This is a genomic window from Frateuria defendens (assembly GCF_001182895.1).
Classification (GTDB): domain Bacteria; phylum Pseudomonadota; class Gammaproteobacteria; order Xanthomonadales; family Rhodanobacteraceae; genus Frateuria_B; species Frateuria_B defendens.
The window spans coordinates 1-22,000 of sequence record NZ_LFQR01000050.1; the positions used below are offsets into that span (position 1 = coordinate 1).

At 71.8% G+C, this 22,000-nt stretch carries 21 protein-coding genes; 8 read left to right on the forward strand and 13 right to left on the reverse strand.

Translation table 11 applies throughout. The features are described from left to right. Positions 1 to 292 precede the first annotated feature (292 nt). The 7 genes from ACH65_RS08515 to ACH65_RS08545 all read right to left on the reverse strand — a co-directional run bounded on the left by ACH65_RS08515 (position 293) and on the right by ACH65_RS08545 (position 6,414). On the reverse strand, positions 293 to 1,195 hold the full coding sequence (locus ACH65_RS08515; protein ID WP_049622164.1) for a hypothetical protein: 903 nt from the start codon (positions 1,193 to 1,195) through the stop codon (positions 293 to 295). A gap of 49 nt (positions 1,196 to 1,244) precedes the next feature. Next, positions 1,245 to 1,640, reverse strand: a complete 396-nt coding sequence (locus tag ACH65_RS08520; protein WP_237561478.1) for a DoxX family protein — start codon at positions 1,638 to 1,640, stop codon at positions 1,245 to 1,247. Positions 1,641 to 1,660: 20 nt separating this feature from the next. Further along, positions 1,661 to 3,526 (reverse strand): amidohydrolase, encoded by a 1,866-nt coding sequence (locus ACH65_RS08525; protein WP_202594170.1) that lies wholly within the window; start codon positions 3,524 to 3,526, stop codon positions 1,661 to 1,663. 20 nt (positions 3,527 to 3,546) lie between these two features. After that, complete coding sequence (locus tag ACH65_RS08530) at positions 3,547 to 3,825, reverse strand: XapX domain-containing protein (protein ID WP_049622166.1); 279 nt, start codon at positions 3,823 to 3,825, stop codon at positions 3,547 to 3,549. Positions 3,826 to 3,888: 63 nt separating this feature from the next. Further along, positions 3,889 to 4,542: a hydrolase gene (locus ACH65_RS08535; RefSeq protein ID WP_049622167.1), complete on the reverse strand. Its 654-nt coding sequence runs from the start codon at positions 4,540 to 4,542 to the stop codon at positions 3,889 to 3,891. Positions 4,543 to 4,615: 73 nt separating this feature from the next. Then, positions 4,616 to 5,572: an alpha/beta fold hydrolase gene (locus ACH65_RS08540; RefSeq protein ID WP_425478276.1), complete on the reverse strand. Its 957-nt coding sequence runs from the start codon at positions 5,570 to 5,572 to the stop codon at positions 4,616 to 4,618. A gap of 206 nt (positions 5,573 to 5,778) precedes the next feature. Continuing rightward, the gene (locus tag ACH65_RS08545) at positions 5,779 to 6,414 is read right to left on the reverse strand and encodes a response regulator (RefSeq protein ID WP_049622168.1); all 636 of its coding nucleotides are present in this window, start codon (positions 6,412 to 6,414) and stop codon (positions 5,779 to 5,781) included. Positions 6,415 to 6,662: 248 nt separating this feature from the next. On the opposite strand from ACH65_RS08545, the gene ACH65_RS08550 reads away from it, so the two are divergent. The 3 genes from ACH65_RS08550 to ACH65_RS08560 all read left to right on the forward strand — a co-directional run bounded on the left by ACH65_RS08550 (position 6,663) and on the right by ACH65_RS08560 (position 11,251). After that, positions 6,663 to 7,295, forward strand: coding sequence for a response regulator (locus ACH65_RS08550; RefSeq protein WP_049622169.1), 633 nt, complete (start codon positions 6,663 to 6,665; stop codon positions 7,293 to 7,295). A gap of 199 nt (positions 7,296 to 7,494) precedes the next feature. After that, positions 7,495 to 7,875 (forward strand): hypothetical protein, encoded by a 381-nt coding sequence (locus ACH65_RS08555; RefSeq protein WP_049622170.1) that lies wholly within the window; start codon positions 7,495 to 7,497, stop codon positions 7,873 to 7,875. Between the two features lie 211 nt (positions 7,876 to 8,086). Continuing rightward, the gene (locus ACH65_RS08560; RefSeq protein ID WP_049622171.1) at positions 8,087 to 11,251 is read left to right on the forward strand and encodes a sensor histidine kinase; all 3,165 of its coding nucleotides are present in this window, start codon (positions 8,087 to 8,089) and stop codon (positions 11,249 to 11,251) included. 21 nt (positions 11,252 to 11,272) lie between these two features. Here the strand turns inward: ACH65_RS08560 and ACH65_RS08565 are convergent, their stop codons facing one another. Beyond that, positions 11,273 to 11,890, reverse strand: a complete 618-nt coding sequence (locus tag ACH65_RS08565) for a flavin reductase family protein (protein ID WP_049622172.1) — start codon at positions 11,888 to 11,890, stop codon at positions 11,273 to 11,275. Beyond that, the gene (locus ACH65_RS08570; RefSeq protein WP_049622173.1) at positions 11,887 to 13,128 is read right to left on the reverse strand and encodes an MFS transporter; all 1,242 of its coding nucleotides are present in this window, start codon (positions 13,126 to 13,128) and stop codon (positions 11,887 to 11,889) included. The genes ACH65_RS08565 and ACH65_RS08570 overlap by 4 nt, the downstream gene beginning before the upstream one ends. Positions 13,129 to 13,272: 144 nt before the next feature. Here ACH65_RS08570 and ACH65_RS08575 point away from each other — a divergent pair, with 144 nt between their 5' ends. The 4 genes from ACH65_RS08575 (at position 13,273) to ACH65_RS08590 (ending at position 17,290) form a co-directional block, all read left to right on the forward strand. Beyond that, the gene (locus ACH65_RS08575; RefSeq protein ID WP_049622174.1) at positions 13,273 to 14,127 is read left to right on the forward strand and encodes a LysR family transcriptional regulator; all 855 of its coding nucleotides are present in this window, start codon (positions 13,273 to 13,275) and stop codon (positions 14,125 to 14,127) included. A gap of 101 nt (positions 14,128 to 14,228) precedes the next feature. After that, positions 14,229 to 15,203 (forward strand): MBL fold metallo-hydrolase, encoded by a 975-nt coding sequence (locus ACH65_RS08580; protein WP_049622175.1) that lies wholly within the window; start codon positions 14,229 to 14,231, stop codon positions 15,201 to 15,203. Positions 15,204 to 15,302: 99 nt separating this feature from the next. Then, the gene (locus tag ACH65_RS08585; RefSeq protein ID WP_049622176.1) at positions 15,303 to 16,100 is read left to right on the forward strand and encodes a ShlB/FhaC/HecB family hemolysin secretion/activation protein; all 798 of its coding nucleotides are present in this window, start codon (positions 15,303 to 15,305) and stop codon (positions 16,098 to 16,100) included. A 143-nt stretch (positions 16,101 to 16,243) separates the two neighbouring features. After that, positions 16,244 to 17,290, forward strand: coding sequence for a MerR family transcriptional regulator (locus ACH65_RS08590; protein ID WP_049622177.1), 1,047 nt, complete (start codon positions 16,244 to 16,246; stop codon positions 17,288 to 17,290). A 368-nt stretch (positions 17,291 to 17,658) separates the two neighbouring features. Here the strand turns inward: ACH65_RS08590 and ACH65_RS08595 are convergent, their stop codons facing one another. Together ACH65_RS08595 and ACH65_RS08600 are read right to left on the reverse strand one after the other, a co-directional pair. Then, the gene (locus ACH65_RS08595; RefSeq protein WP_053096224.1) at positions 17,659 to 18,633 is read right to left on the reverse strand and encodes an alpha/beta hydrolase; all 975 of its coding nucleotides are present in this window, start codon (positions 18,631 to 18,633) and stop codon (positions 17,659 to 17,661) included. A 265-nt stretch (positions 18,634 to 18,898) separates the two neighbouring features. Beyond that, positions 18,899 to 19,885 (reverse strand): malate dehydrogenase, encoded by a 987-nt coding sequence (locus ACH65_RS08600; protein ID WP_049622178.1) that lies wholly within the window; start codon positions 19,883 to 19,885, stop codon positions 18,899 to 18,901. A gap of 289 nt (positions 19,886 to 20,174) precedes the next feature. On the opposite strand from ACH65_RS08600, the gene ACH65_RS08605 reads away from it, so the two are divergent. Further along, the gene (locus ACH65_RS08605; RefSeq protein ID WP_049622179.1) at positions 20,175 to 20,429 is read left to right on the forward strand and encodes a GlsB/YeaQ/YmgE family stress response membrane protein; all 255 of its coding nucleotides are present in this window, start codon (positions 20,175 to 20,177) and stop codon (positions 20,427 to 20,429) included. Positions 20,430 to 20,473: 44 nt separating this feature from the next. On the opposite strand, the gene ACH65_RS08610 is transcribed toward ACH65_RS08605, so the two are convergent. Beyond that, positions 20,474 to 21,118 carry a YidB family protein gene (locus tag ACH65_RS08610; RefSeq protein WP_484494426.1) on the reverse strand — a complete coding sequence of 215 codons (645 nt, stop codon included), beginning with the start codon at positions 21,116 to 21,118 and terminating at the stop codon, positions 20,474 to 20,476. Next, positions 21,054 to 21,560 carry a peptidylprolyl isomerase gene (locus tag ACH65_RS08615; RefSeq protein ID WP_049622181.1) on the reverse strand — a complete coding sequence of 169 codons (507 nt, stop codon included), beginning with the start codon at positions 21,558 to 21,560 and terminating at the stop codon, positions 21,054 to 21,056. The genes ACH65_RS08610 and ACH65_RS08615 overlap by 65 nt, the downstream gene beginning before the upstream one ends. Positions 21,561 to 22,000 lie beyond the last annotated feature (440 nt).

Sequence of the window (22,000 nt, forward strand, 5' to 3'; positions counted from 1 at the left end):
CGCGCCCTCGGGGTGTCCTTTCTCTTGGTTACTTCTCTTTGGACAAGCAAAGAGAAGTAACTCGCTCCCCGGCAGGGGAGCGAAACCCCGGCCAAAGGCCGGCCAGCATGCCAACAAGGCCACCACAACACGGCACACTTTCTCGCACGCGACACATAGCCATGACCCGCTGCCCATACGCCATGCAAGGAAGAACGAAGGCGTGCACGCCGCCGGCACACGACCGCGTGGCACCACCACCCTGCTGGCAAACAGCCCCGGCCCAGGCTCCGAACAGATCATCAACAGGCCCCTACTCGCCCGCCACCGCGTGAATCTCCGCCACATACCCTCCCGGGAACGCCACCATGGCAATCTGCCGCCACCCTGACGTATACGGCCCCACCAGCACCGTGGCGCCACTGGCCCGCGCCTTTGCCAGCGTCCCGGCCAAATCCCCCACCTCATAGCCGGCAAGCTCGTGGCCATAGGGATACGGCAGCTGGCCGTCGGTGACCTGCACCGAGACCTTGCCGAAGACCGACTCGACGCGGATGCGGCGGTAACTGTCGTTTGGACGTCCAATCTCCACGCCCGGCGCGTGCGCCTCGTCCGACACCACCTTGCCGTGCGAGAAGGCGACGAAACTGCGCACGAAGGCGTCGGCACGGTCCGGCGAGACGTAGACGCGGTGCTCCGGCACCGTCTGGAACGCCGCATAGTGCGGCGCCGTGGTGTGCCAGTAGAGCTGCATGTTCACCCCGCCTGGCCACTGCACCACGGCGTCGCGGCCGATCGGGTCGGGGAAGGCCGAGACGATGACGTCGGCCCCGGCCGCACGCGCGGCGCGGATCGCCACGTCCAGGTCCTTCACCAGGTAGCCGGTGCGCTCCAGGCCGAAGGGATGCGGGATCGGCGTCCTGAAGCCGAACAGCGACACCGTGCCCACCGGCGTCTGCAACAGCTGCGAGCTGGTGCTGCTCGGCGTGGGCGTGACCGTCACCACCACCTGCCTGGTGCTCTGGCCGCCGAAGGTGGCGAGGAAGCTCACCGCGAAACGGTCCACGTCCGCCGGGGCGACGTAGACGTGGGTGGTGTCGTACTGCGGCCCCACCGCCACCTCGGGCGTGGCCGGCGCGTTGCGTGCCGCCGCCGGCACGGCAACGGCCGCCCCGAACCCGAGCACGGCCGCCAGAACGAATGACTCGATGCGCATGCGAAGAACTCCCTGTAGCCAAAACAACCAAGGTTGCGGAACCATCCGCTCAGCCCGGCGAACGATGCGCCGCCTGGCGCTCGCGCAGGTCCTGCCACGCCACCAGCAGGAAACCGCCGGCCAGGCCGAGGTGCTCGAAGAACGCATTGGCCGCCATCGCCCGCCCGGGCGGCGCCAGCTGCCAGTAGCGGTTGGCGACGAGGTTGGCGGCGAAGGTAAAGCCGGCCAGTACCAGCGCACCCGCCCACCGCTTCACGTCGCACAGGATCGATGCCGCGGCGGCCAGCTCCAGCCCGATCACCGCCAGCGCCAGCGGCGCCGCCGGCGCGAGGCCGAAGTGCTGCATCTCGGCGATGGCGGCGTCGAAATCCATCGCCTTGTCGAAGCCGCCCTGCAGGTAGGCCGCGCAGAGCAGCAGCAGCGCCACCCCGCGCACGAGCGGCATGGCGGACGCGGCGCGCCCGCTCATACCGCCCAGCACGCGCAGCCCAGCGCGCCCCAGAACGCCTTGAGATCGGCGATCGGCAGCTTGCTCGACCACGCCGTGGCGTGGTCGTGGCCGTGGATGCCGCAGCCGTGGCCGCAGCCGCACGAGGCGGCGGCGGCCTGGCGCGGCGCCACCGCATCGCGCGCGCCCCACGCGGCATAGCCGCCGTAGGCGCGCACCGGCGACCAGTCCGGCATCGCCGGCGGCAGCGGCGCCTCGTCGAGGTCGGCGAATTCGCCCGCGCCGTACACCACCTTGCCGCCCACCATGGTCAGCAGCGCCGTGGTGTCGGCGATCTCGTCCTCCGCGCAGGCGAAGAAGTCGCGGTCGGGCACGACGAGGTCGGCGAACTGGCCGGCCTTGATCTGCCCTTTCCTGCCCACCTCGCTGGAGAACCAGGTGACGTGTTCCGTCCACATGCGCAGCGCCGCCTCGCGGTCGAGGCAGTTGCGCTGCGGGTACAGGCGCAGGCCGCCCACGGTGCGGCCGGTGATCAGCCAGGCCAGCGACACCCACGGGTTGTAGGAGGCCACGCGGGTGGCGTCGGTGCCGGCGGAGACGCGCGCGCCCTTCTCCAGCATGCGTGCCACCGGCGGCGTGGCCTCGGCCGCGCCGGGCCCGTAGCGCTCGACGAAGTACTCGCCCTGGTAGGCCATGCGGTGCTGCACGGCGATGCCGCCGCCGAGCGCCGCGATGCGGTCGATGGAGGATTCGGAGATGGTCTCGGCATGATCGAAGAACCAGTTGAGGCCTTCGAGCGGGATGTCCTGGTTCACCCGCTCGAACACGTCCAGCGCGCGGCTGATGGTTTCGTCGTAGGTGGCGTGCATGCGCCAGGGCCAGCGGTTCTCGGCCAGGATGCGCACGACGGCTTCGAGGTCGCCCTCCATCTCCACCGGCATGTCGGGGCGCGGCTGGCGGAAGTCCTCGAAGTCGGCCGCGGAGAACACCAGCATCTCGCCGGCGCCGTTGTGGCGGAAGTAGTCGTCGCCCTGCTTGTATCTGGAGCTGCGCGTCCAGGCGAGGAAATCCTCCTTCTCCGCCTTGGGCTTCTGGGTGAAGAGGTTGTAGGCGAGGCGAAGGGTCAACAGCCCCTGGTCGGCCAGCTGCTGGATCACGGCATAGTCGTCCGGGTAGTTCTGCGAACCGCCGCCGGCGTCGATGGCGCCGGTGACGCCGAGCCGGTTGAGCTCGCGCATGAAATGCCGGGTGGAGTTGAGCTGGTACTCGAACGGCAGCCTCGGCCCCTTGCCCAGCGTGGCGTAGAGGATCGCCGCGTTCGGCTTGGCCAGCAGCAGGCCGGTGGGGTTGCCCTGGCCGTCGCGCACGATCAGCCCGCCGGGCGGCTCGGGCGTGTCGCGCGTGTAGCCCACGGCGCGCAGCGCGGCGGCGTTGAGCAGGGCGCGGTCGTACAGATGCAGCAGGAACACCGGCGTGTCCGGCGCCGCCGCGTTGATCTCCGCCAGCGTCGGCAGGCGCTTCTCGGCGAACTGGTGCTCGCTGAAGCCGCCCACCACGCGCACCCACTGCGGCGGCGGCGTGATCGCCACCTGCCGCCTGAGCATCGCCATGGCATCGGCCAGCGAACGCACGCCGTCCCAGCGCAGCTCCAGGTTGTAGTTGAGGCCGCCGCGGATGATGTGCAGGTGGTTGTCGATCAGGCCCGGCAGCACGCGCCGCCCGTGCAGGTCGATCACGCGCGTGGCGGGGCCGGCCAGCGGCATCACCTCTTCCTCGCGCCCTACCGCGATGAACTTGCCGCCGGCGATGGCCACCGCCGAGGCGACAGGGTTGGCGCGGTCCAGCGTGGCGATGAGGCCGCGGTGCAGGATCAGCTCCGGCACGATGCGTTCGGGCGCGCCGTTCATGCCTCCTCCTCCGCCTTCGCGGCGGCCTTGGCCGCGTGCCGGCCCTCGGGCAGCTGGCCGAACACGTGCGGCTTGACCTGCCCGCCCAGCCAGGCCGCTGCGCTGGCCTCCGGGTGCAGCAGGTGGCGGACCAGCGAGGGAATCTGCTCGCCGACCAGGATGCCGAGCAGGCCCACCAGCGCGATCACCGGCGGCGCCGGCGAACGCACCTTGAGCAGGCTGTAGAGGATGCCCACCAGCAGCCCCACGGCCAGGGAGAGGAGATACGGTTTCATCGGCGCGCCTCCAGTCGATCGGAAAAGACACGGCAGCCGGTTCGCCGGCTGTCGGCCGCAAGCTCAGCCCTCGTGGGCGCCGAACATCGTCCTGGCGTAGATGATGCCCAGGCCATAGGCGCCGCCGTACTGCCTGGCGATGCCGGTGGTGCTCTCGTAGGACCCGGTGCGCGCCCAGTCGCGCTGCAGTTCCAGCAGGTATTGCAGCGAGGTCATCGGCCGCACGCCGGCCTGGATCATGCGATCCATCGCGCGCTCGTGCGCCTCGGCGGAGACGTCGCCGCAGGCGTCGGCGATCACGTAGACCTCGTAGCCCTGATCCAGCGCCGACAGCGTGGGGCCGACGATGCACACCGAGGTCCACAAGCCGGCGAACACCAGGCGGTCCTTGCCGATCTCGTTGAGGCGCGCGATCACCGCGGCGTCCTCCCAGGTGTTCATCGAAGTGCGGTCGAGCAGCGCCTGGCCCGGGAACGGTGCCGTCACTTCGCTGAACATCGGGCCTGAGAAGCTCTTCTCGGCCACTGTGGTGAGCACCGTCGGCACCTTGAAGCTGGCCGCCGCGTGCGCCACCAGGGCGGCGTTGTTGCGCAGGGTGATGGCGTCGATGGAATGGGTGGCGAAGGCCATCTGCGACTGGAAGTCGATCATCACCAGCGCATGGTCGGTGGGCGAGAGCAGCTTGGCGCCGGGGGTGGGCGTGGCGGTGAGGGGCATGGGTCGATCTCCCGATGGAGACAACGGTGACGGGTCCGTGCGCGCCGGGGCCGGCGCGCACGGGGTACGGCGATCAGCCGCGGGCGAAGGCCAGCAGGTCCGCGTTGAGCTGGTCCTGGTGGGTGGTGGCCAGGCCGTGCGGCGCGCCGGGGTAGATCTTCAGCGTGCCGTGCTTGAGCAGCTTCACGCCCGCCTTCGCCGAGGCGTCGATCGGCACGATCTGGTCCGCGTCGCCGTGGATCAGCAGCACCGGCACGTCGATCTTCTTCAGGTCGTCCGAGTAATCCACCTCGGAGAACTGCTTGATGCAGTCGTACTGGCCCTTCAGCCCGCCCTGCATGCCCTGCAGCCAGAACGCCTCGCGCACGCCCTGCGAATCCTTCGCGCCCGGGAGGTTGTAGCCGTAGAACGGCGTGGTCAGGTCCTTGTAGAACTGCGAGCGGTCCTCCCACACACCCTTGCGGATGCCGTCGAACACGCTGAGCGGCAGGCCGCCCGGGTTGGCCTCGGTCTTGACCATCAGCGGCGGCACCGCGCCCACCAGCACCGCTTTCGCCACCCGCTTGGTGCCATGGCGGCCCATGTAGTGCGCGATCTCGCCGCCGCCGGTGGAGTGGCCGACCAGGATGATGTCCTTGAGGTCCAGCTGCTCGATCAGCGCGGCCAGGTCGTCCGCGTAGGTGTCCATGTCGTTGCCGGCGAAGGTCTGCGTCGAGCGGCCGTGGCTGCGCCGGTCATGGGCGATGGCGCGGTAGCCGTGCTCGGCCATGAACATCAGCTGCGGGTCCCACGCATCGGCCGTCAGCGGCCAGCCGTGCGAGAACACCACCGGCTGGCCCTTGCCCCAGTCCTTGTAGAAGATTTCGGTGCCATCCTTGGTCCGGATGTGGCTCGCGGGGCCGTGGCCTTTCGCGCCGGCGGCGGAAGCGGTGCCGGGGGAAACGGCCACCATGGCGCCCATGGCGGGCAGTGCCATGGCGGCACCGGCGGCCAACGCGCCGCCCATCAGGCTGCGGCGGGTGGTGTCCACGTGCGGGGTGCTGTCGTCGCTCATGTCGGCTCTCTTTGGATTCGTCGGTTTGGGAAGGTCGTGTCCGGGTTCGTCGCGGCCGGGTTCGCCGTGCAGGAGAACGACGTCACCGCGTCCGGAGCTGACGTCATCTTGGCCGTGCGCCCGCTGCCGGCGTGAGCCCCATCCGGCCAGAACTTGGCTACCCGTTTGGGGGATGGACGCGGTCAGCGATCGAGAAAGCCGCGGCGCAGCGCGATGGTGACCGCATGTGTGCGGTCGCCGGCCTTCAGCTTGGCGAGGATGTTGCGCATGCGCGCCTTCACGCTGTCCTCGGAGATGTGCAGCCGCGCGGCGATGCGCTTGTTGGTGTGGCCGTCTGCGGCCAGGCGCAGCACCTCCAGTTCCTTGTCGGTCAGCCCCTCCGCCTGCCGGTACAGGGCCAGATCGAGCGCCGCCTCCGGCGCCAGCGTGCGCCGGCCCGCCGCCACCTGGCGGATCGCGTCGAGGATGTCCTCGCGGGTGGCCGACTTGAGCAGGTAGCCGCTGGCGCCGAGCGCCAGCGCATGCTTGATCCGCGCGTCGCCGGGATAGGTGGTGAGCACCATGATGCGCGAGGCCGGGAATTCCCCGTGCACGGCGGCGATGGCGCCGAGCCCGTCCACGCCGGGCATCTGCAGGTCGACCAGGGCGACGTCGGGCACCTGCTCGCGGAAGCGCGCGATGCACTCGGCGCCGTCCCCCGCCGCCGCCACCACGCGCATGTCCGGCTCCGCGTCGATCGCCGCACACAGGCCCTCGCGCATGACCGGGTGGTCGTCGGCCACCAGCACGCGAATGACTCTTGCCTGGCTGCTCGCCATGCCTGCTCCGGAGGGGAAATGAGTGGAAGGCGCCGATCAATGATGGGCACGTCCACTATCACGCCATGGCCGGAGCGCGCTCAATGCTCGAATGGGTGAAATTGACCCTCTCCATCCGGTAGCGCATGGCGATTTATAACCATCCGGGTATTGCCCGCCGCGAAAGGCTTTGCTGTGATGATCATGGTGCAGTGCATTAAAAACGGCCTGCGGGCCTCCCGTACCGCGGTCCAAGGCGAGTAGCAGCGATGGCAGAACCGGACAGCTTCGTACGTGTATTGGTGGTGGACGACCACCCGGTCATGCGCGACGGCCTGCGCGCGATGATCACCGGCGCCCCTGGCTTCATCGTGGCGGGCGAGGCCTGCAACGGCGAGGAAGCGGTGACGGCCCACCGCCGGCTGGCGCCGGACGTGGTGCTGATGGACCTGCAGATGCCGCACATGGACGGCCTGCAGGCCACCGCCGCCATCCGCGAGGAATGCCCCGCGGCACGCATCGTGGTGCTCACCACCTACCCCGGCGACGCGCGGGTGACGCGGGCGCTGGCGCTGGGCGCCACCTCGTACCTGCTCAAGATGGCGCCGCGGGAGGAGATCCTGATGGCGATCGCGGCGGCCGTCGAAGGGCGCCGGCACATCGCCGGCGCGGCGGCCAGCGAGGTGGCGCTGCATGCGGGCGACGAGCACCTCACCGCGCGCGAGCTGTGCGTGCTGCGGCTGGTGGCGCTGGGCCGCAAGAACCGCAGCATCGCCGGCCTGCTGAGCATCTCCGAGGAAACCGTGAAGGCGCGCATCCGCAACATCCTCGCCAAGCTCGGCGCCGCGGACCGCACGCACGCGGTCACCATCGCCATGCGGCGTGGCTTCCTGGACGCCTGAGCGGCGCCGGGCGCGCGCCGCGCCCCCGCATCGCCTGCGCCATGCCCGCGCGACGGGCGCGGCCCCCATCCACGACCGGAGAACCTCGCATGGCCGCCCTTTCCCCGCTGGGCATCGCCCTCCCCCAGGGCGCACTGGCGCCCGGTTTCCCGGCGGCGCCAATGGGGCGGCCGCACGGAGCGCGGCGAAGGACACTCGCATGAGCCCGGCGATCCGCCACGACCAGGCCGACGCGCCTACCCTGCTGCGGGACATCGCCACGGACTCCGCCTACCCGGCCGGGCACGATGCAGCCCGGCCGTGGGCGGGCGGCGCGCCCGCGCCGGCGGATGCGTTCCTCGCCCCGTCCATCGAACGCCGCATCGCCGACGAAGCCCTGTGCCGGGCGCGCGCCAGGGTGCTGCAGGCGGCCCGGCGCATCGAACCCGACCTCGACGCCACGCTGGGCTGGTACCACGACGAGCCGATCGCCTCGCTCGGCCGGCGCACCGCCGAAAACCTGGTCGAGGCCGGCGAGGCGGAGCGCGTGCTGGCCTTTCTCGCCCTGGCCCTGCGCGACCTGGCCTCCGTCTCCCGGTAGGCCCGTATTCGGCCGCACGGCGCGCCAGCGCCGCCCCGGCACGACCGCCATCGCGGCGCCCCGCCCTCGCGCAACCCCAGGCCCGGCGACGCCGAAAAGCCCGATGGCATACTCTCCGCACTGAGGTATCCGAAGCCGGCCGTCGACGCCGACTTCCTTGGGGTAATGGACGGCCCCGATGGGGGCGTCCCGGAAGGATTTTCGCACGGTCATGTCCAAGCTGTTCCGCTGCGCCGCGGCCCTCTGCCGCGCGCACGCCCTCGTGCTCCACCCGGGCCGCCCGCCACGCCGGCGCGGCGCCGCGTGCCGGCGCCCGGCGCGCGTGGCGGCTGCCCTGCTGCCGATCCTGCTCGCCCTCGCCGGCAACGCGCAGGCCGGCCACGGCAACGACGGCTTTCCTCCGCCGCGCCAGACCGCCTGGTCGTTCCAGCAAGGCGCGCCGGCGGACGTGTGGGCGCTGGCGCAGGGGCGCGACGGCTATCTCTGGCTGGGCACCGGCAACGGGCTGTACCGCTTCGACGGCGACCGTTTCGAGCGCTTCGCCCCCACGCCCGGCGAGGCGTTCCGCTCCGCCAACATCACCGCGCTGGCCATGCAGCCGGACGGCGCGCTGTGGATCGGCTTCTACGTCGGCGGCGCCAGCCTGCTGCGCGACGGGCACCTCACGCACTACACCGAGCGCGCGGGCTTCCCCGAAGGCATGGTGAACGACTTCGCCCGCACCGCCGACGGCGCGCTGTGGGCGGCAAGCAGCGGCGGCCTGGTGCGCTGGCAGGACGGCCGCTGGCGCGTGGCCGGCGACGACTGGGGCTACCCGACCCGCCACGCCGACTGGGCGCTGACCGACCGCCACGGCACGCTGTGGGTGGCGACCGGCCGGGAACTGGTGTTCCTGCGCCCTGGCGCGCGGCGCTTCGAGCACACCGGCGTGGAGCTGAGCACCTACGCGGTGATCGCCCAGGCGCCGGACGGCACGCTGTGGGTCTCCGACAACCTGCGCGGCACGCGCGCGCTGCCGGGCCTCACCGCGGAGCACCCGTCCGCGCCGGACACGCCGCGCGTCGCCGGCACGGACGTCGTGCGCTCGCGGCGCCTGCTGTTCGACCGCGACGGCACGCTGTGGGGCGCGGACCTCGGCCGCGGCGGCGTGCACCGCCTCTTCCACCCCGAGCGCGAGGCCGACGGCCACACGCTGCGCACGGCCGACCTCGACCAGTACTTCGACCGCAGCCAGGGCCTGGCCTCCAACGTCACCGACCCGCTGCTGGAGGACGCCGAGGGCACCGTGTGGGTGGGCAGCAACCTCGGCCTCAACAGCTTCCGCTACAGCAGCGTGGACGTACCCGCCGGCCTGCCCGTGGGCACGCCCGATTCGGCCGCCCTGGCCGCCGGCCGGGGGCCGGTGTGGATCGGCACCGGCGGCACGCTCTACCACGCCGCCGGCAAGGCGGCCGAGATCGTGGCGCGCGGCCTGCCGGGCATCGACGACGCCTGCCTCGGCGCCGACGGCGTGCTCTGGCTGTCGGCCACGGGCCGGCTGCTGCGTGTCATCGACGGCGTGCCCGCGGCGGTCGCCACGCCTTCCGCCGGCCACGAGCGCATCCGCGCCTTCGCCTCCGACAACCACGGCGGCCTGTGGGTGGCGTTCGAGCAGCAGGGGCTATACCACTGGCACGACGGCGCCTGGACGCCGCAGCGCCCCGGCCTGGGCCTCGACCCGCACACCCCCACCGTGCTCGCGGTCGATGCCGCGGACCGCCTGTGGGCCGGCTACCGCGACGGCCGCCTGGCGCGCTTCGGCCGGGACGGCACGCGGATCTACGCCGCCGCGGACGGCCTCGACGTGGGCAGCCTCGGCGCGCTCGAGGTGACCGCCGGCGACGTGCTGGCCGGCGGCGAGTTCGGCGTGGCGCGCCTGCAGGGCGACGCCTTCCAGGGCCTCGACGCCGGCGACCCGCGCGTGCTCGCCGGCGCCTCGGGCATCGTGCGCACCGGCCGGGGCGAGGTGTGGATCAACGCCAGCCGCGGCGCCGTGCGCATCGAGGCGGCGGCGCTGCGGCGCGCGGCCGCCGATCCGGCACACCGCGTGGACTACCGTCTGTTCGACTACCACGACGGCCTGCCCGGCGTCGCCCTGCAGCTCACCGCCTCGCCCACCGCGGTGCTGGACGGCGGCCAGCGCGTGTGGCTCGCCACCAACCAGGGCGTGGTGCTGATCGACCCGGCCGCGATCCGCCTCAACCGCCGGCCGCCGCCGGTGCTGATCGAGGCCGTGCTCGCCGGCGGCAGCACCTACGCGCCCGCGGCGGGGCTGCGCCTGCCCGAGCGCACCGGCAACATCGAGGTGCGCTACACCGCCACCAGCCTGGCCTCGCCCGACCGCGTGCAGTTCCGCTACCGGCTCGAAGGCGTGGACGGCGCCTGGCAGGACGCCGGCAACCGGCGCGCGGCCTTCTACTCCAACCTCGGCCCCGGCCGTTACCGCTTCCGCGTGATCGCCGCCAACGACGACGGCGTGTGGAACGAGCAGGGCGCCGCCATCGACTTCACGATCCCGCCGCGCTACTTCCAGACCTGGTGGTTCTACGGCCTGTGTGCGCTCGCCGCGCTGGGGCTGATCGCCCTGCTCTACGCCTGGCGGCTGCGGCTGGCCTCGGAGCGGCTGCGGCTGCGCTTCGAGGCGCGCATGCTCGAGCGCGAGAGCATCGCGCGCGACCTGCACGACACCCTGCTGCAGGGCGTGCAGGGCCTGCTGCTGAGCCTGCAGACGCAGGTGGTCACGCTGCGTCCCGACGACGCGCGGCGCGGCGCGCTGGACGCCGCCATCCGGCAGGCCCGCGAGATGGTGACCGAGGGCCGCGACAAGATCGTCACCCTGCGCGGCCACGCCGACGGCGAGCTGATGGGCCTGGTGCAGTCGGTGCAGGTGATCGGCGAGAACCTCGCCGCCATCCACGGCCCCGCCTTCGGCGTGAGCGTGGCCGGCGCCGAGCGTCCGCTGTGCCTGGGCGCGCAGATGGAGATCCTGGAGATCGTCCGCGAGGGCCTGCGCAACGCCTTCATCCACGCGCGCGCCGCCCGCATCGAGGCGGACATCCGCTACAGCGCGGCGTCGCTGCGCATCACCGTGCGCGACGACGGCCGCGGCCTCGACGAGGCCGTGCTGCGCGAAGGCCGGCGCGCGGGGCACTGGGGCCTGGTCGGCATGCGCGAGCGCGCCGAGCGGCTGGGCGCCCGGCTGGCGCTGCGCCCCGGCACGCCGCGCGGCACCGAGCTGGAGCTGACGGTGCCGGCCCGCGTCGCGTTCGAGCTGCCGCCGCAGGGCGGGTGGTGGAGCCGGCTCTGGTGCCGCCTGCGCAGCCAGGACTACTACTGAGCCCTGGCCGCGTCCCGGCCGCTAGCCCGGCCGCCACATGCGGAAGCGCTGGCTCTCGCTGATCGCGAAATAGTCCGCCGGCCCGCCGCCGCGCAGGATCGGTTCGGCCAGCACGGTGTCGTAGACGCCCTCGCGCAGCAGCGCCTTGTCGATGTGCACGGCCACCACCTCGCCCAGCACCAGCCAGGTGTCGATGGCCTCGCCCCCGCCCCCCTTCAGCTGCACCAGCTGGGTCAGCCTGCATTCGAAGGACACCGGGCTCTCGGCCACGCGCGGCGGCGCGATCAGGCGCGAGGGCGCGTGGGTGAGGCCGGCGAGGCCGAACTCGTCCACACCGTGCGCCACCGGGGCGCAGCTGGCGTTCATCGCCTCCGCCAGCGGGCGCGTGGCGAGGTTCCAGGCGAATTCGCCGGTGGCCTCGATGTTGCTCACGCTGTCCTTCCAGCCGATGCTGGCGAAGCCGATGATCGGCGGCGTGTAGTTGAAGGCGTTGAAGAAACTGTAGGGGGCCAGGTTGACGCGACCCTCGCGGTCCCGCGAGGCGATCCAGCCGATCGGCCGCGGCCCCACGATGGCGTTGAGCGGGTCGTGCCTGAGGCCGTGCCCGCGGCGCGGTTCGTAGTAGTGGAAGTCGCTCACGGCACGTCCTTGCAGGGCAGCGGCGCGCGGATCGCCGGCGCGGCGGCGGCGTGCTGCGCGCCCCGCTGGAGGGCCAGCGCGAAAGCCGCCGCCGACAGCGCCAGGCCGAGCAGCGACAGCGCGCCCCAGCCGCCCAGCCGCCATGCCACCGACGCGGCCGCGGAACCGGCCGCGCCGCCCAGGAACATGCTGCCCATGAACAGCGTGTTGAGCCGCGAGCGCGCCTCGGGGCGCAGCTGGTAGACCAGGTGCTGGTTCGACACCAGCGCGCTCTGCATGCCGAAGTCGAGCATGATCACGCCCACGATCAGGCCGGCCAGCGCATGCCACAGGCCGAACACCAGCCAGGAGGCCAGCGCCGCGCCCGCGCCCACGGCCACGATCACGCGCGAGCCCACGCGGTCGGCGAAGCGCCCGGCCAGGGGCGCCGCCAGGATGCCCACGGCGCCGACCAGCCCGAACAGGCCCGCCACGTTGGCATCGAGCCCGTAGGCTGGCTCGGCGAGATGGAAGGCGAGGATGGTCCAGAACGCGGTGAAGCCGCCGAACAGCAGGGCCTGCGTCAGCGCCGCGCGGCGCAGCGCGGGGAACTCCCGCCACAGCGAACCCAGCGAACGCAGCACCGCGCCGTAATGCAATGTCGCCTGCGGCCGGCTCGCCGGCAGCACCGCCAGCATCAGGCCGCCGGCGCCCAGCGCCAGCGGGATGCCGAGCCAGAACATCTCGCGCCAGCCGGCATGGCTGGCGACGAAGCCAGCCAGGGTGCGGCTCAGCAGGATGCCGCTCAGCACGCCGGCCATCACCGTGCCCACCGCGGCGCCGCGCTTGGCCGGCGCGGCGAGCTGCGCCGCGTAGGGCACGATCTGCTGCGCCACCGTGGCGCTCATGCCGATCAGCAACGAGGCCAGCAGCAACAGCCCCGCGCCGGGCGCGAGCGCGGCGCCGGCCAGGGCCAGCGCCAGCACCGCGAACTGCGCGCCGATCAGGTGCCGCCGCTCCACGAAGTCGCCCAGCGGCACCAGCAGCAGCAGGCCCGCCGCGTAGCCGAGTTGGGTGGCGGTGGCGATGAAGTCCACCGCCTGCGCGCCGGCGAAGTCGTGGCCGATCACGCCCAGCATCGGTTGGTTGTAATAGATGTTCGCCACCGCGGCGCCGGCCGCGACGGCCATCGCCAGCGTGATGCCGCGGCTCAAGCCCGCGTGCTCCGGCGCGGCCGTGCTATCGACTGCGTTGCTCATCGTGCGTCTCCATAAAAACGTCGGTGCCGTACGGAAGCAGGCCCCGCACGGGAGCGCCATTTTCCCCCGATGGGTGATTGCGCCCCCACTGACGTTCCTGCACAGTCGCCGTTCAATTTCGTTCGGGGCAGTGGAAGCGAAGGCATGGAATGGAGCGACGTCCGCATCTTTCTGGCCGTGGTGCGCACGGGCACCCTCGGCGGCGCGGCACGGGCGCTCGACCTCAGCCACCCCACCATCGGCCGGCGCCTGCGCGCGCTGGAGGAGGGCGTGGGCCACGCGCTGCTCCAGCGCACCGCCGATGGCTTCGTGCTCACGCAAGAAGGAGATGCGGTGATCGCGCTGGCCGAGCAGATGGAGCGCAGCGCGCTGTCGATGGAGCGCCGCCTCGCCGGCGAGGAGAGCCAGCTCGAAGGCATGCTGCGCGTGTCCACCGCCGACTGGTTCGCCTGCCACGTGATGCCGCCGGTGCTGGCGGCGTTCGCGCGCGAGTGCCCGCGCGTGGTGGTGGAGTTGGTCACCGGCCAGCGGCTGTTCGACCTGAGCCGCCGCGAGGCGGACCTCGCCATCCGCATCGTGCCGTTCAACCAGCCGAGCATCGTGCAGCGGCGCATCGTGTCGATGAAGTACGGCGCATACATCGCCGCCTCGCTGCCCGACCCGGTGCTGCACGACGGCACCGGCTGCACGCTGGTCACCATGGACGTGGCGATGAACGACTACCCCGACGTGGCCTGGCTGCAGCGCAAGCTGCCCAACGCCACCATCGCGGTGCGCGCCAACAACCGCAACGTGCAGGCGCACATGTGCGCGGTCGGGCTGGGCGTGGCGGTGCTGCCGCGCCCCGTGGGCGACGGCGTGCCCGGGCTGCGCCGGCTCGACTTCGGCGAGGCGCCGCCCGAGCGCGACCTCTGGCTCGGCTACCACCAGGACCTGCGCCGGCTGGCGCGGCTGCGCGCGCTGGTGGACGTGGCCGCGCGCGTGCTCGGCGACGAATGAGTGCCGAACACTTCTGAACAATCGTCGTCCAGCATCGTCAGTGTGCAAACACGGGCGGGCCGGCGATGCTGACCGGGTCAACCACCCACGGAGTTTCCCCCATGTCCCGCACCCCGCTGTTCCGCCGCACCCTGCCCCTGCTGCTCGCCGCCGCCGTGATGGGCGCCGCCGCGCCGGTCGTCTCGGCCGCCTCGCCCGAGGCCGTCGCCGGCCCGGCCGACGCCGGCTTCTACCGCATGAAGCTCGGCGCCTTCACCGTAGTCGCGCTGTCCGACGGCGGCTTCGACCTGCCCACCGACAAGCTGCTGGTCGAGGACCGCCCCGGCCAGGTGCAGAAACTGCTCGGCCAGGCCGGCCTGCCTACCGCCGTGCCCAGTTCGGTCAACGGCTACCTGGTCGACACCGGCAGCAAGCGCGTGCTGATCGACGCCGGTTCCGGCGCCCTGCTCGGCCCCAGCCTCGGCAAGCTGCTCGCCCACCTGCGCGCCGCGGGCTATGCGCCGGAGCAGATCGACGAAGTGCTGCTGACCCACCTGCATCCCGACCATGTGGGCGGGCTCGTGGCCAACGGCCAGGCGGCGTTCCCCAAGGCGATCATCCGCGCCGACCGGCGCGAGGCGAAGTTCTGGCTCGACAAGTCCAACCTCGGCAAGGTGGACGCCAGCGTGCAGGGCGCCTTCGACGGCGCCGCCGCCTCGCTCAAGCCCTACCTCGACCGCGGCCGCTTCAAGCCCTTCGCCGCCGGCGAGCGGATCGAGCCGGGCATCTCCGCGCTCAACCTGGACGGCCATACCCCCGGCCATACCGAGTTCCGCGTCGAGAGCCAGGGCCGCACCCTGCTGGTGTGGGGCGACGTGGTGCACGTGGCCGCGGTGCAGTTCGCCGACCCCAAGGTCACCATCCACTTCGACAGCGCCCCGCGCGAGGCGGAGGCCCACCGCGAGCAGGCCTTCCGCGACGCCGCGCAGAAGGGCTATCTGGTGGCCGCCGCGCACATCGCCTTCCCCGGCATCGGCCACGTGAAGCGCGAGGGCGCCGGCTATGCCTGGCAGCCGGTGACCACCGCCGCGCCCTGAGCCACGGCTTTTCCACGCCCCCGACTTCGCCACCGCGCCGGACCCGGCCGGTGGCGAAGTCGTTTCCGGGCCTCAGGCCCGGCGGACATCGACAACCAGTTGCCCTCCTACCTGCGCCACCGCCTCGACCAGGACCGCGTCGCCCTCTCGCTCAGCTACCCGCTGCTGCTCTCCACCACGCGCAGCCTGGTGCTGGGCGGCGACGTATACGGCTCGGACCAGCACGACAGCTACTTCAACCGCATCAACGGCGCGCGGCTGGTGCTGCAGACCGACGTGCGCGTGTTGCACTCGGAGCTGGACTACACGCAGGCCAGCACGACGCAGGTGCGCAAGCTCGGCCTCGGCATCGGCCAGGGCTTCGACGCCTGGGGCGCGCAATCGCGCGCGCTGACCAACATCGCCGGCGCCTCGCTGGGCAGCCCCAGCGACGTGCGCTTCACCCGCTACAACCTCAACGCCTCGCAGAGCGACCGCTGGGGCGCGCACGTCGGCACGGTGCTCAGCCTGGCCGGCCAGTACAGCCGCGACCACCTGCCCTCGACCGAGCAGATCAGCTTCGGCGGCCCGCGCTACGGCCTGGCCTACGACCCGGGCAGCATCTCCGGCGACAGCGGCTGGGGCGCGGCGCTGGAGGTGAACCGGCCGTTCGCCTACGGCGCCACCTGGCTGAAGGCCCTGGTGCCCTACGCGGTGGCGCAGCAGGCGCGGGTCTACCTCAACGGCAGCCGCCCGCAGCTGGACACCCTGCAGAGCATGGCGCTGGGCCTGCGCCTGAGCGACAACCGCCACTACACGGTGGACGTCTCCGCCGCGCAGCCGCTGGGCGAGCTGCCGGCGAACCAGCGCCACCGCGAACCGCGCTACGGCCTGAGCTTCTCCTACCAGCTGCGCTGAACGCGAAGACGGGCGGCGCCCCATCCAGGGCGCCGCGCTCCCGACTCGCGACTCGCGACTCCCGATCCCCGCGAAGCCCCCTTGACCCTCACGCAACGTGAGACCCTACCGTGTCCGCCACGCAAGGGAAGGAGACGAACGGGATGCTGCTGACCGTGGGTGAACTGGCAAGGCGCACGGGCCTCACCGTGCGCACCCTGCACCACTACCACGCCATCGGCCTGCTCGCGCCTTCGCTGCGTTCCGATGCCGGCTACCGGCTCTACGACCGGGCGAGCGTCGAGCGCCTGCATCGTATCCAGGCCCTGCGCCAGCTGGGCCTGTCGCTGGCCGACATCGGCACTGCCCTGTCCGGGCCCGAGCCGCCGCTCGCCGAGGTGATCGAGCGCCAGATCGCGCGGATCGACCGCGAACTGGCCGCGCAGGCGCGCCTGCGCGACCGGCTCACGCACCTGCGCGCGCAGCTGCTCACCGGACAGCCCCCCGACCTGGCCGACTGGCTGGACACGCTGGAGCTGATGACCATGTACGAGCAGCACTTCTCCCCCGACGAACTGCAGGCCCTGCCCCTGCACCACAACCCCGACGCATGGGCCCAGTGGCGCGCGCTGGTGACCGCCGTCAAGGCCGCGATGGACCGCGATGCGAAACCGGACGACCCCGACGTCCAGTTGCTCGGCCTGCGCTGGGCCCGGATGCTCGAACGCGACACCGGCCGCAACGCCGACTTCCTCGACCGCCTCAACGCCATGCAGGACGACCCGGCGGTGCGGGCGAAGACCGGCATCACCCCGGCGCTGCAAGGCTTCGTCGAGCAGGCCATCGTGGAAGCGCGGCTGGCGATCTACCGGCGCTACCTGGAACCGGATGAATTCGCCTTCATGCGTGCGCACTACGGTGCGCAGATGCACGCCTGGCCGCCGGTGATCGCCGCCCTGCGCAAGGCCATGGACGAGGGCATGCCGCCGACCGGCACCGAGGCGCGCCGGCTCGCCGGCCAGTGGATGACCCTGTTCCGCGGCTACGCCGGCGACGACCCAGCCACCCACGCGCGCATCCGCGAGGCGCACGCGCGCGAGCCGGACCTCCTGCACGGCAGCTGGGTCGATCCGCCGCTGCTCGACTACCTGCGCGCGATCCTCGCCCAGGCGCCAGCGCAAGCTGCGCGCGATCCCGGCGCCGGCGCATAGCTACCGGCTTCGAACAGCGCCGCGCAGGCCCGCCGTTCGCGCGCACCATGCCTCACCACCGGAACGCATGGCCCTGTAAGGAGCGCGCCTTGCGCGCGACCGCAACGTCACGGCGTTACCGCTGCGCTGGCTTGTCGCGCGAGCGTGCGCTTAGAGCCTGTTCAAAGTCTTGCCGTTGACGCGGCTTGGCTCCTCCCCCTGCTTGCATGGCTTGCAGGGGGAGGTCGGGAGGGGGTGGAACCTTGCCTCGAGGCAAGTGTTCACCCCTCCCCAACCCTCCCCTGCACGCAGGGGAGGGTGCAGGTGGGAGAGACTTTGGACAGGCTCTTACAGATGGCATTCCATAAACGTCGCAGCGGTCGCGACGCTCAATCGCCCGCGGCCATGAAGCCATGGCCGCGGGCCCAGGCCGCGAACAGGCCTGGCCACGCCGCCACCGGCGTGCCCGGCCGCCCCATGCCCCAGCCGTGCCCGCCGCGCTCGAACACGTGCAGCTCCGCCGCCACGCCCTGCCGGCGCAGCGCGTCGAACATGCGCAGGCTATTGTCCACCGCCGCGATGGGATCGTCCGCGGCATGGGCCAGGAAGGTCGGCGACGTGTCGCGGCCCACGTGCAGGTCGACCGAGTACGCCGTGGCCGCATCCGCCTGCCGGCCCAGCTCGCGGCTGGAGCGGGTGGTGTCGAACGGTGGCTGCAGCGAGATCACCGGATAGATCAGCCCGGCGAAGTCGGGCCGCGACGGCAACCTGTCCGCCGCATCCACCGGCGCGTAGAAGGCATGCGCATGGCGCGTGGCGGTGATGCCGGCGAGGTTGCCGCCGGCGGAGAAGCCGAGCACGCCGAGGCGATGCGGATCCAGGCCCAGCTCCGCGGCCCGCGCGCGCAGCAGGCGCATCGCGCGCTGCGCGTCCTGGAACGGCGCGGCCGGCGGCCAGCCGTCGCCGGGCAGGCGGTAGTAGAGCACCACCGGCGTCACGCCCTGCCGGGCCAGCCACTGCGCCGTGGTCATCGACTCGTGGCCGATGCCGATGCGCACGTAGCCCCCGCCGCCGATGAGCAGCACCGCCGTGCCGTTCGCCCGCACAGGGCGATAGACCACCATGCGCGGGCGGGTAACGTTGAACACGGCGCCGCCGAGCACATCGCCGTCGCTGTCGCCGCCCTGCTCCGGCCCGCTCGGCCCCGGCCCCGGGCTGCCGGGCGGCTGGCCGGGCCACAGCAGGACCGTCTGTGCGCTGGCGCCGTCCAGCCGCGGCGCCGCGGGCAGCGCCTGCGCGAAAACGAAGGACGCCGGCAGCAGCCAGGCCAGCAGGACGCAGCCGATGCCGCGGAGCATGTTCATCGACGATCTCCAGGATGGATGCGGGTGGCATGCCGGCGGGCAGTCCACGACCACCCGCTGCACACACGCCGGGACGTCGAACGGCTGCCGCACGAATAGGGTTGACCCGTGCCGGGCCACGGACGCCGCGGGCCATGCCGACGACAACAGCCGCCGCCCCGCAACCCGTTCCCCGCACCGCCGCGCCAGACGCGCCGCGACGGCGCCGGAAAAGAAAACGGGGAAGGCGGGCACCCGTCCCGCCTTCCCCGCTCCCGCATGTGGCTTACTGCTTGGCGAACAGGTGCTCGACGCCCGCACGCTCCTCGCGCAGCTCCTTCTCGGTGGCGTCCAAGCGCGCCTGCGAGAAGGCGTTGATCGCCAGGCCCTGCACGATGGCGTACTTGCCGTTCCTGCAGGTCACCGGGTAGCCGAAGATCACGCCGGGCGCGACGCCGTAGGAGCCATCCGACGGGATGCCCATCGAGACCCAGTCGCCCTCGGCCGTGCCCAGCGCCCACGAGCGCATGTGGTCGATCGCGGCGGAGGCGGCGGAAGCGGCGGAGGAAGCGCCGCGCGCCTTGATGATGGCCGCGCCGCGCTGCTGCACGGTGGGGATGAAGTCGCTCTCGTACCAGCTCTGCTCCACCAGCGACAGCGCCGGCTTGCCGTCCACGGTGGCGTGGTGCAGGTCCGGGTACTGGGTGGAGCTGTGGTTGCCCCAGATGGTCATCTTCTTGATGTCGGTGTTGTGCTTGCCGGTCTTCTCGGCCAGCTGCGAGAGCGCGCGGTTGTGGTCCAGGCGCACCATCGCGGTGAACTGGCCGGGGTCGAGGTCGGGCGCGTTCTGCTGCGCGATCAGCGCATTGGTGTTGGCCGGGTTGCCCACCACCAGCACCTTCACGTCGCGCTTGGCGTGGTCGTTCAGTGCCTTGCCCTGCGGGCCGAAGATGGCGCCGTTGGCTTCCAGCAGGTCCTTGCGCTCCATGCCGGGGCCGCGCGGGCGGGCGCCGACCAGCAGCGCGTAGTCCACGTCCTTGAAGGCCACGCTGAGGTCGTCGGTGGCGACGATGCCGGCGAGGGTGGGGAACGCGCAGTCGTTGAGCTCCATCACCACGCCCTGCAGCGCGGGCAGCGCCGGGGTGATCTCGAGCAGGTGCAGGATCACCGGCTGGTCCTTGCCCAGCATGTCGCCGGCGGCGATGCGGAACAACAGGGCGTAACCGATCTGGCCGGCGGCGCCAGTCACGACAACACGAACGGGGGCTTTCATGGGGGAAACTCCTTGCAAGTCTCGCGGTGAAACGCACGCGCGCCATGTGCGGATGCAACGGGGCGGGCGCGTGCAAACCCGGCGATTCTATCACGCACCTGCGACATTCTGTCCCGACGCGCCATGCCGAGCGGATCGTGAACGTGCCCGCAGCGCCTGCGCGCTTGCGCGCCGCGCGGGCATGATGCAAGGGCCCGCGCGGCGCGCACCGGCGAACGATCAGCAAGATCGCGCGGGACGCCGGCGCACGCGCGGCGGCGCCCATCCACCGCGCACAAGGAGCTTAAGCATGCACTGGCTATGGGTATTCATCGTGGGCCTGGTCATCGGCGTGACCGCCAAGCTGGTCACGCCGGGCAAGGATCCGGGCGGCTTCATCATCACCGCGATCCTCGGCATCCTCGGCTCGGTGGTCGCCACCTTCGTGGGCGAGAAGCTCGGCCTGTGGGGGCCCACCGGTTTCGTGCACTTCCTCGCCTCGGTCGGCGGCGCCGTGGTGCTGCTGGTGGTCTATCAACTCGTCGCCAGGCGCGAGAGCGCCTGATCGACACGCGCCGGCGGGGCTCCCCGCCGGCACGCAAAAAACCTTCAGGCCTTGCTGCCGCCCAGCAGCGAACCGGCCAGCGAGGCCAGGCCGCCAAGGTCGAAACCGCCGCCCTGCCCGGCTTCGGGCAGCTGGCCGTTGGGCGTAAGGTGATCCACCGCCTGCGGCAGCACCTGCGAGAGCTTGCCCAGCAGGTCGCCCTGGTCGATACCCAGCTTGCCGGCCGCCTCCTGCAGCAGCGAACCCAGGCCGCCGCTCTCCAGCGCCTGGCCGAGCTGGCCACCGGACACCGCCTGGTTGGCGCCGGTGCCGATCCACGACTGCACCGCCTCGCCGAGCCCATGCTGCTGCAGGATGGCGATCAAGCCCTGCAGGCCGCCGGCCTTTTCGATCAGCTGGCTGGCCACGGCAATCAGCGAGCCGCCGCCGGCCTGGCCGCCCTGGGCCGCGCCCAGGAGATCATCGAGTAGAGACATGGCAATTCCTTCGCTTGGATGATGGGCCCCCGTCCGGCGATTGTACGGGCGGGCGGGGGCAGCGGTCAGGCGGCCGAAAGGGCGGATGGCCCTCGCGGAGAACACGGGCGCGTGCCGTCCTGCATGGCGCCCGCTTCCGCGGCGGGGCTCAGGCCTTGTCGAGCACCGCGTTCCACTCGGCCACGCGCGCGGCCTGGCTGGCCAGCAGCGCATCGACGTCGCCCTCGACGGCGATCTTCTCGATCGTGTCGCCCTGGCGGATGGCCTCGACCACGGCCTGGTCCTCCGCGCCCACCACTTCGCCGAACACGCTGTGCTTGCCGTCCAGCCACGGGGTCGGGCCGTGGGTGATGAAGAACTGGCTGCCGTTGGTGCGCGGGCCGGCGTTGGCCATCGACAGCACGCCCGGCTTGTCGTGGCGCAGCGCGGGGCTGAACTCGTCCTCGAAGCGGTAGCCGGGACCGCCGGTGCCGGTGCCCAGCGGGCAGCCGCCCTGGATCATGAAGTCGCTGATCACACGGTGGAAGGACAGCCCGTCGTAGAAGCCGCGGCGGGCCAGGTTGACGAAGCTCGCCACCGTCACCGGGGTCTTGTCGTCGTGCAGGCGCAGGTGGATGGGGCCACGGCTGGTGGTGATGGTGGCGAGGATGGTCATCGGGGTAGATCCTTGGGGGTGGCGGGCAACGTGCGCCGGTGGGCGCATGGAACCGCGAAGGATACCGCCACTGCGGCCGGCGGAACAGGAAGCGGGGATCCGCTCGGGACTTTTCCTCTCTGCGTGTTCGGACGTCCAAATGGGGCAAAGGCGGAGGGCATCGGCGCCTGTTCGTGGTTTTGCTATCGACGTGCTGGGGCCATTGAGTGCGGCTTGCGGTAGCCGTGGGTGTGTGGGAACGCAGCGACGGCACTCTTGCTCGTCGCTCTCGTCGTTCCGGCGTGGGCCGGAGGCGCTTCACCATCGCGAAGCGGGTCACCCAACGCCACACGGCTGGTTTTTTGAAGCAAAACGTTGACGCGATCTGGCCGGCCGTAGGCCGGGGGTTTCGCTCATCTGCCGATGAGCGAGTTACTTCTCTTTGTTTGCCCAAGAGAAAG

Bases quoted from the DNA above. Each gene is read 5' to 3' on its own strand.
- ACH65_RS08515 (WP_049622164.1), bottom strand. From the start codon at position 1,195: ATGCGCATCGAGTCATTCGTTCTGGCGGCCGTGCTCGGGTTCGGGGCG.
- ACH65_RS08520 (WP_237561478.1), bottom strand. From the start codon at position 1,640: ATGCCGCTCGTGCGCGGGGTGGCGCTGCTGCTGCTCTGCGCGGCCTAC.
- ACH65_RS08530 (WP_049622166.1), bottom strand. From the start codon at position 3,825: ATGAAACCGTATCTCCTCTCCCTGGCCGTGGGGCTGCTGGTGGGCATC.
- ACH65_RS08535 (WP_049622167.1), bottom strand. From the start codon at position 4,542: ATGCCCCTCACCGCCACGCCCACCCCCGGCGCCAAGCTGCTCTCGCCC.
- ACH65_RS08545 (WP_049622168.1), bottom strand. From the start codon at position 6,414: ATGGCGAGCAGCCAGGCAAGAGTCATTCGCGTGCTGGTGGCCGACGAC.
- ACH65_RS08550 (WP_049622169.1), top strand. From the start codon at position 6,663: ATGGCAGAACCGGACAGCTTCGTACGTGTATTGGTGGTGGACGACCAC.
- ACH65_RS08555 (WP_049622170.1), top strand. From the start codon at position 7,495: ATGAGCCCGGCGATCCGCCACGACCAGGCCGACGCGCCTACCCTGCTG.
- ACH65_RS08560 (WP_049622171.1), top strand. From the start codon at position 8,087: ATGTCCAAGCTGTTCCGCTGCGCCGCGGCCCTCTGCCGCGCGCACGCC.
- ACH65_RS08570 (WP_049622173.1), bottom strand. From the start codon at position 13,128: ATGAGCAACGCAGTCGATAGCACGGCCGCGCCGGAGCACGCGGGCTTG.
- ACH65_RS08575 (WP_049622174.1), top strand. From the start codon at position 13,273: ATGGAATGGAGCGACGTCCGCATCTTTCTGGCCGTGGTGCGCACGGGC.
- ACH65_RS08580 (WP_049622175.1), top strand. From the start codon at position 14,229: ATGTCCCGCACCCCGCTGTTCCGCCGCACCCTGCCCCTGCTGCTCGCC.
- ACH65_RS08590 (WP_049622177.1), top strand. From the start codon at position 16,244: ATGCTGCTGACCGTGGGTGAACTGGCAAGGCGCACGGGCCTCACCGTG.
- ACH65_RS08595 (WP_053096224.1), bottom strand. From the start codon at position 18,633: ATGAACATGCTCCGCGGCATCGGCTGCGTCCTGCTGGCCTGGCTGCTG.
- ACH65_RS08600 (WP_049622178.1), bottom strand. From the start codon at position 19,885: ATGAAAGCCCCCGTTCGTGTTGTCGTGACTGGCGCCGCCGGCCAGATC.
- ACH65_RS08605 (WP_049622179.1), top strand. From the start codon at position 20,175: ATGCACTGGCTATGGGTATTCATCGTGGGCCTGGTCATCGGCGTGACC.
- ACH65_RS08610 (WP_484494426.1), bottom strand. From the start codon at position 21,118: ATGCGCTGCTGGCCAGCCAGGCCGCGCGCGTGGCCGAGTGGAACGCGG.
- ACH65_RS08615 (WP_049622181.1), bottom strand. From the start codon at position 21,560: ATGACCATCCTCGCCACCATCACCACCAGCCGTGGCCCCATCCACCTG.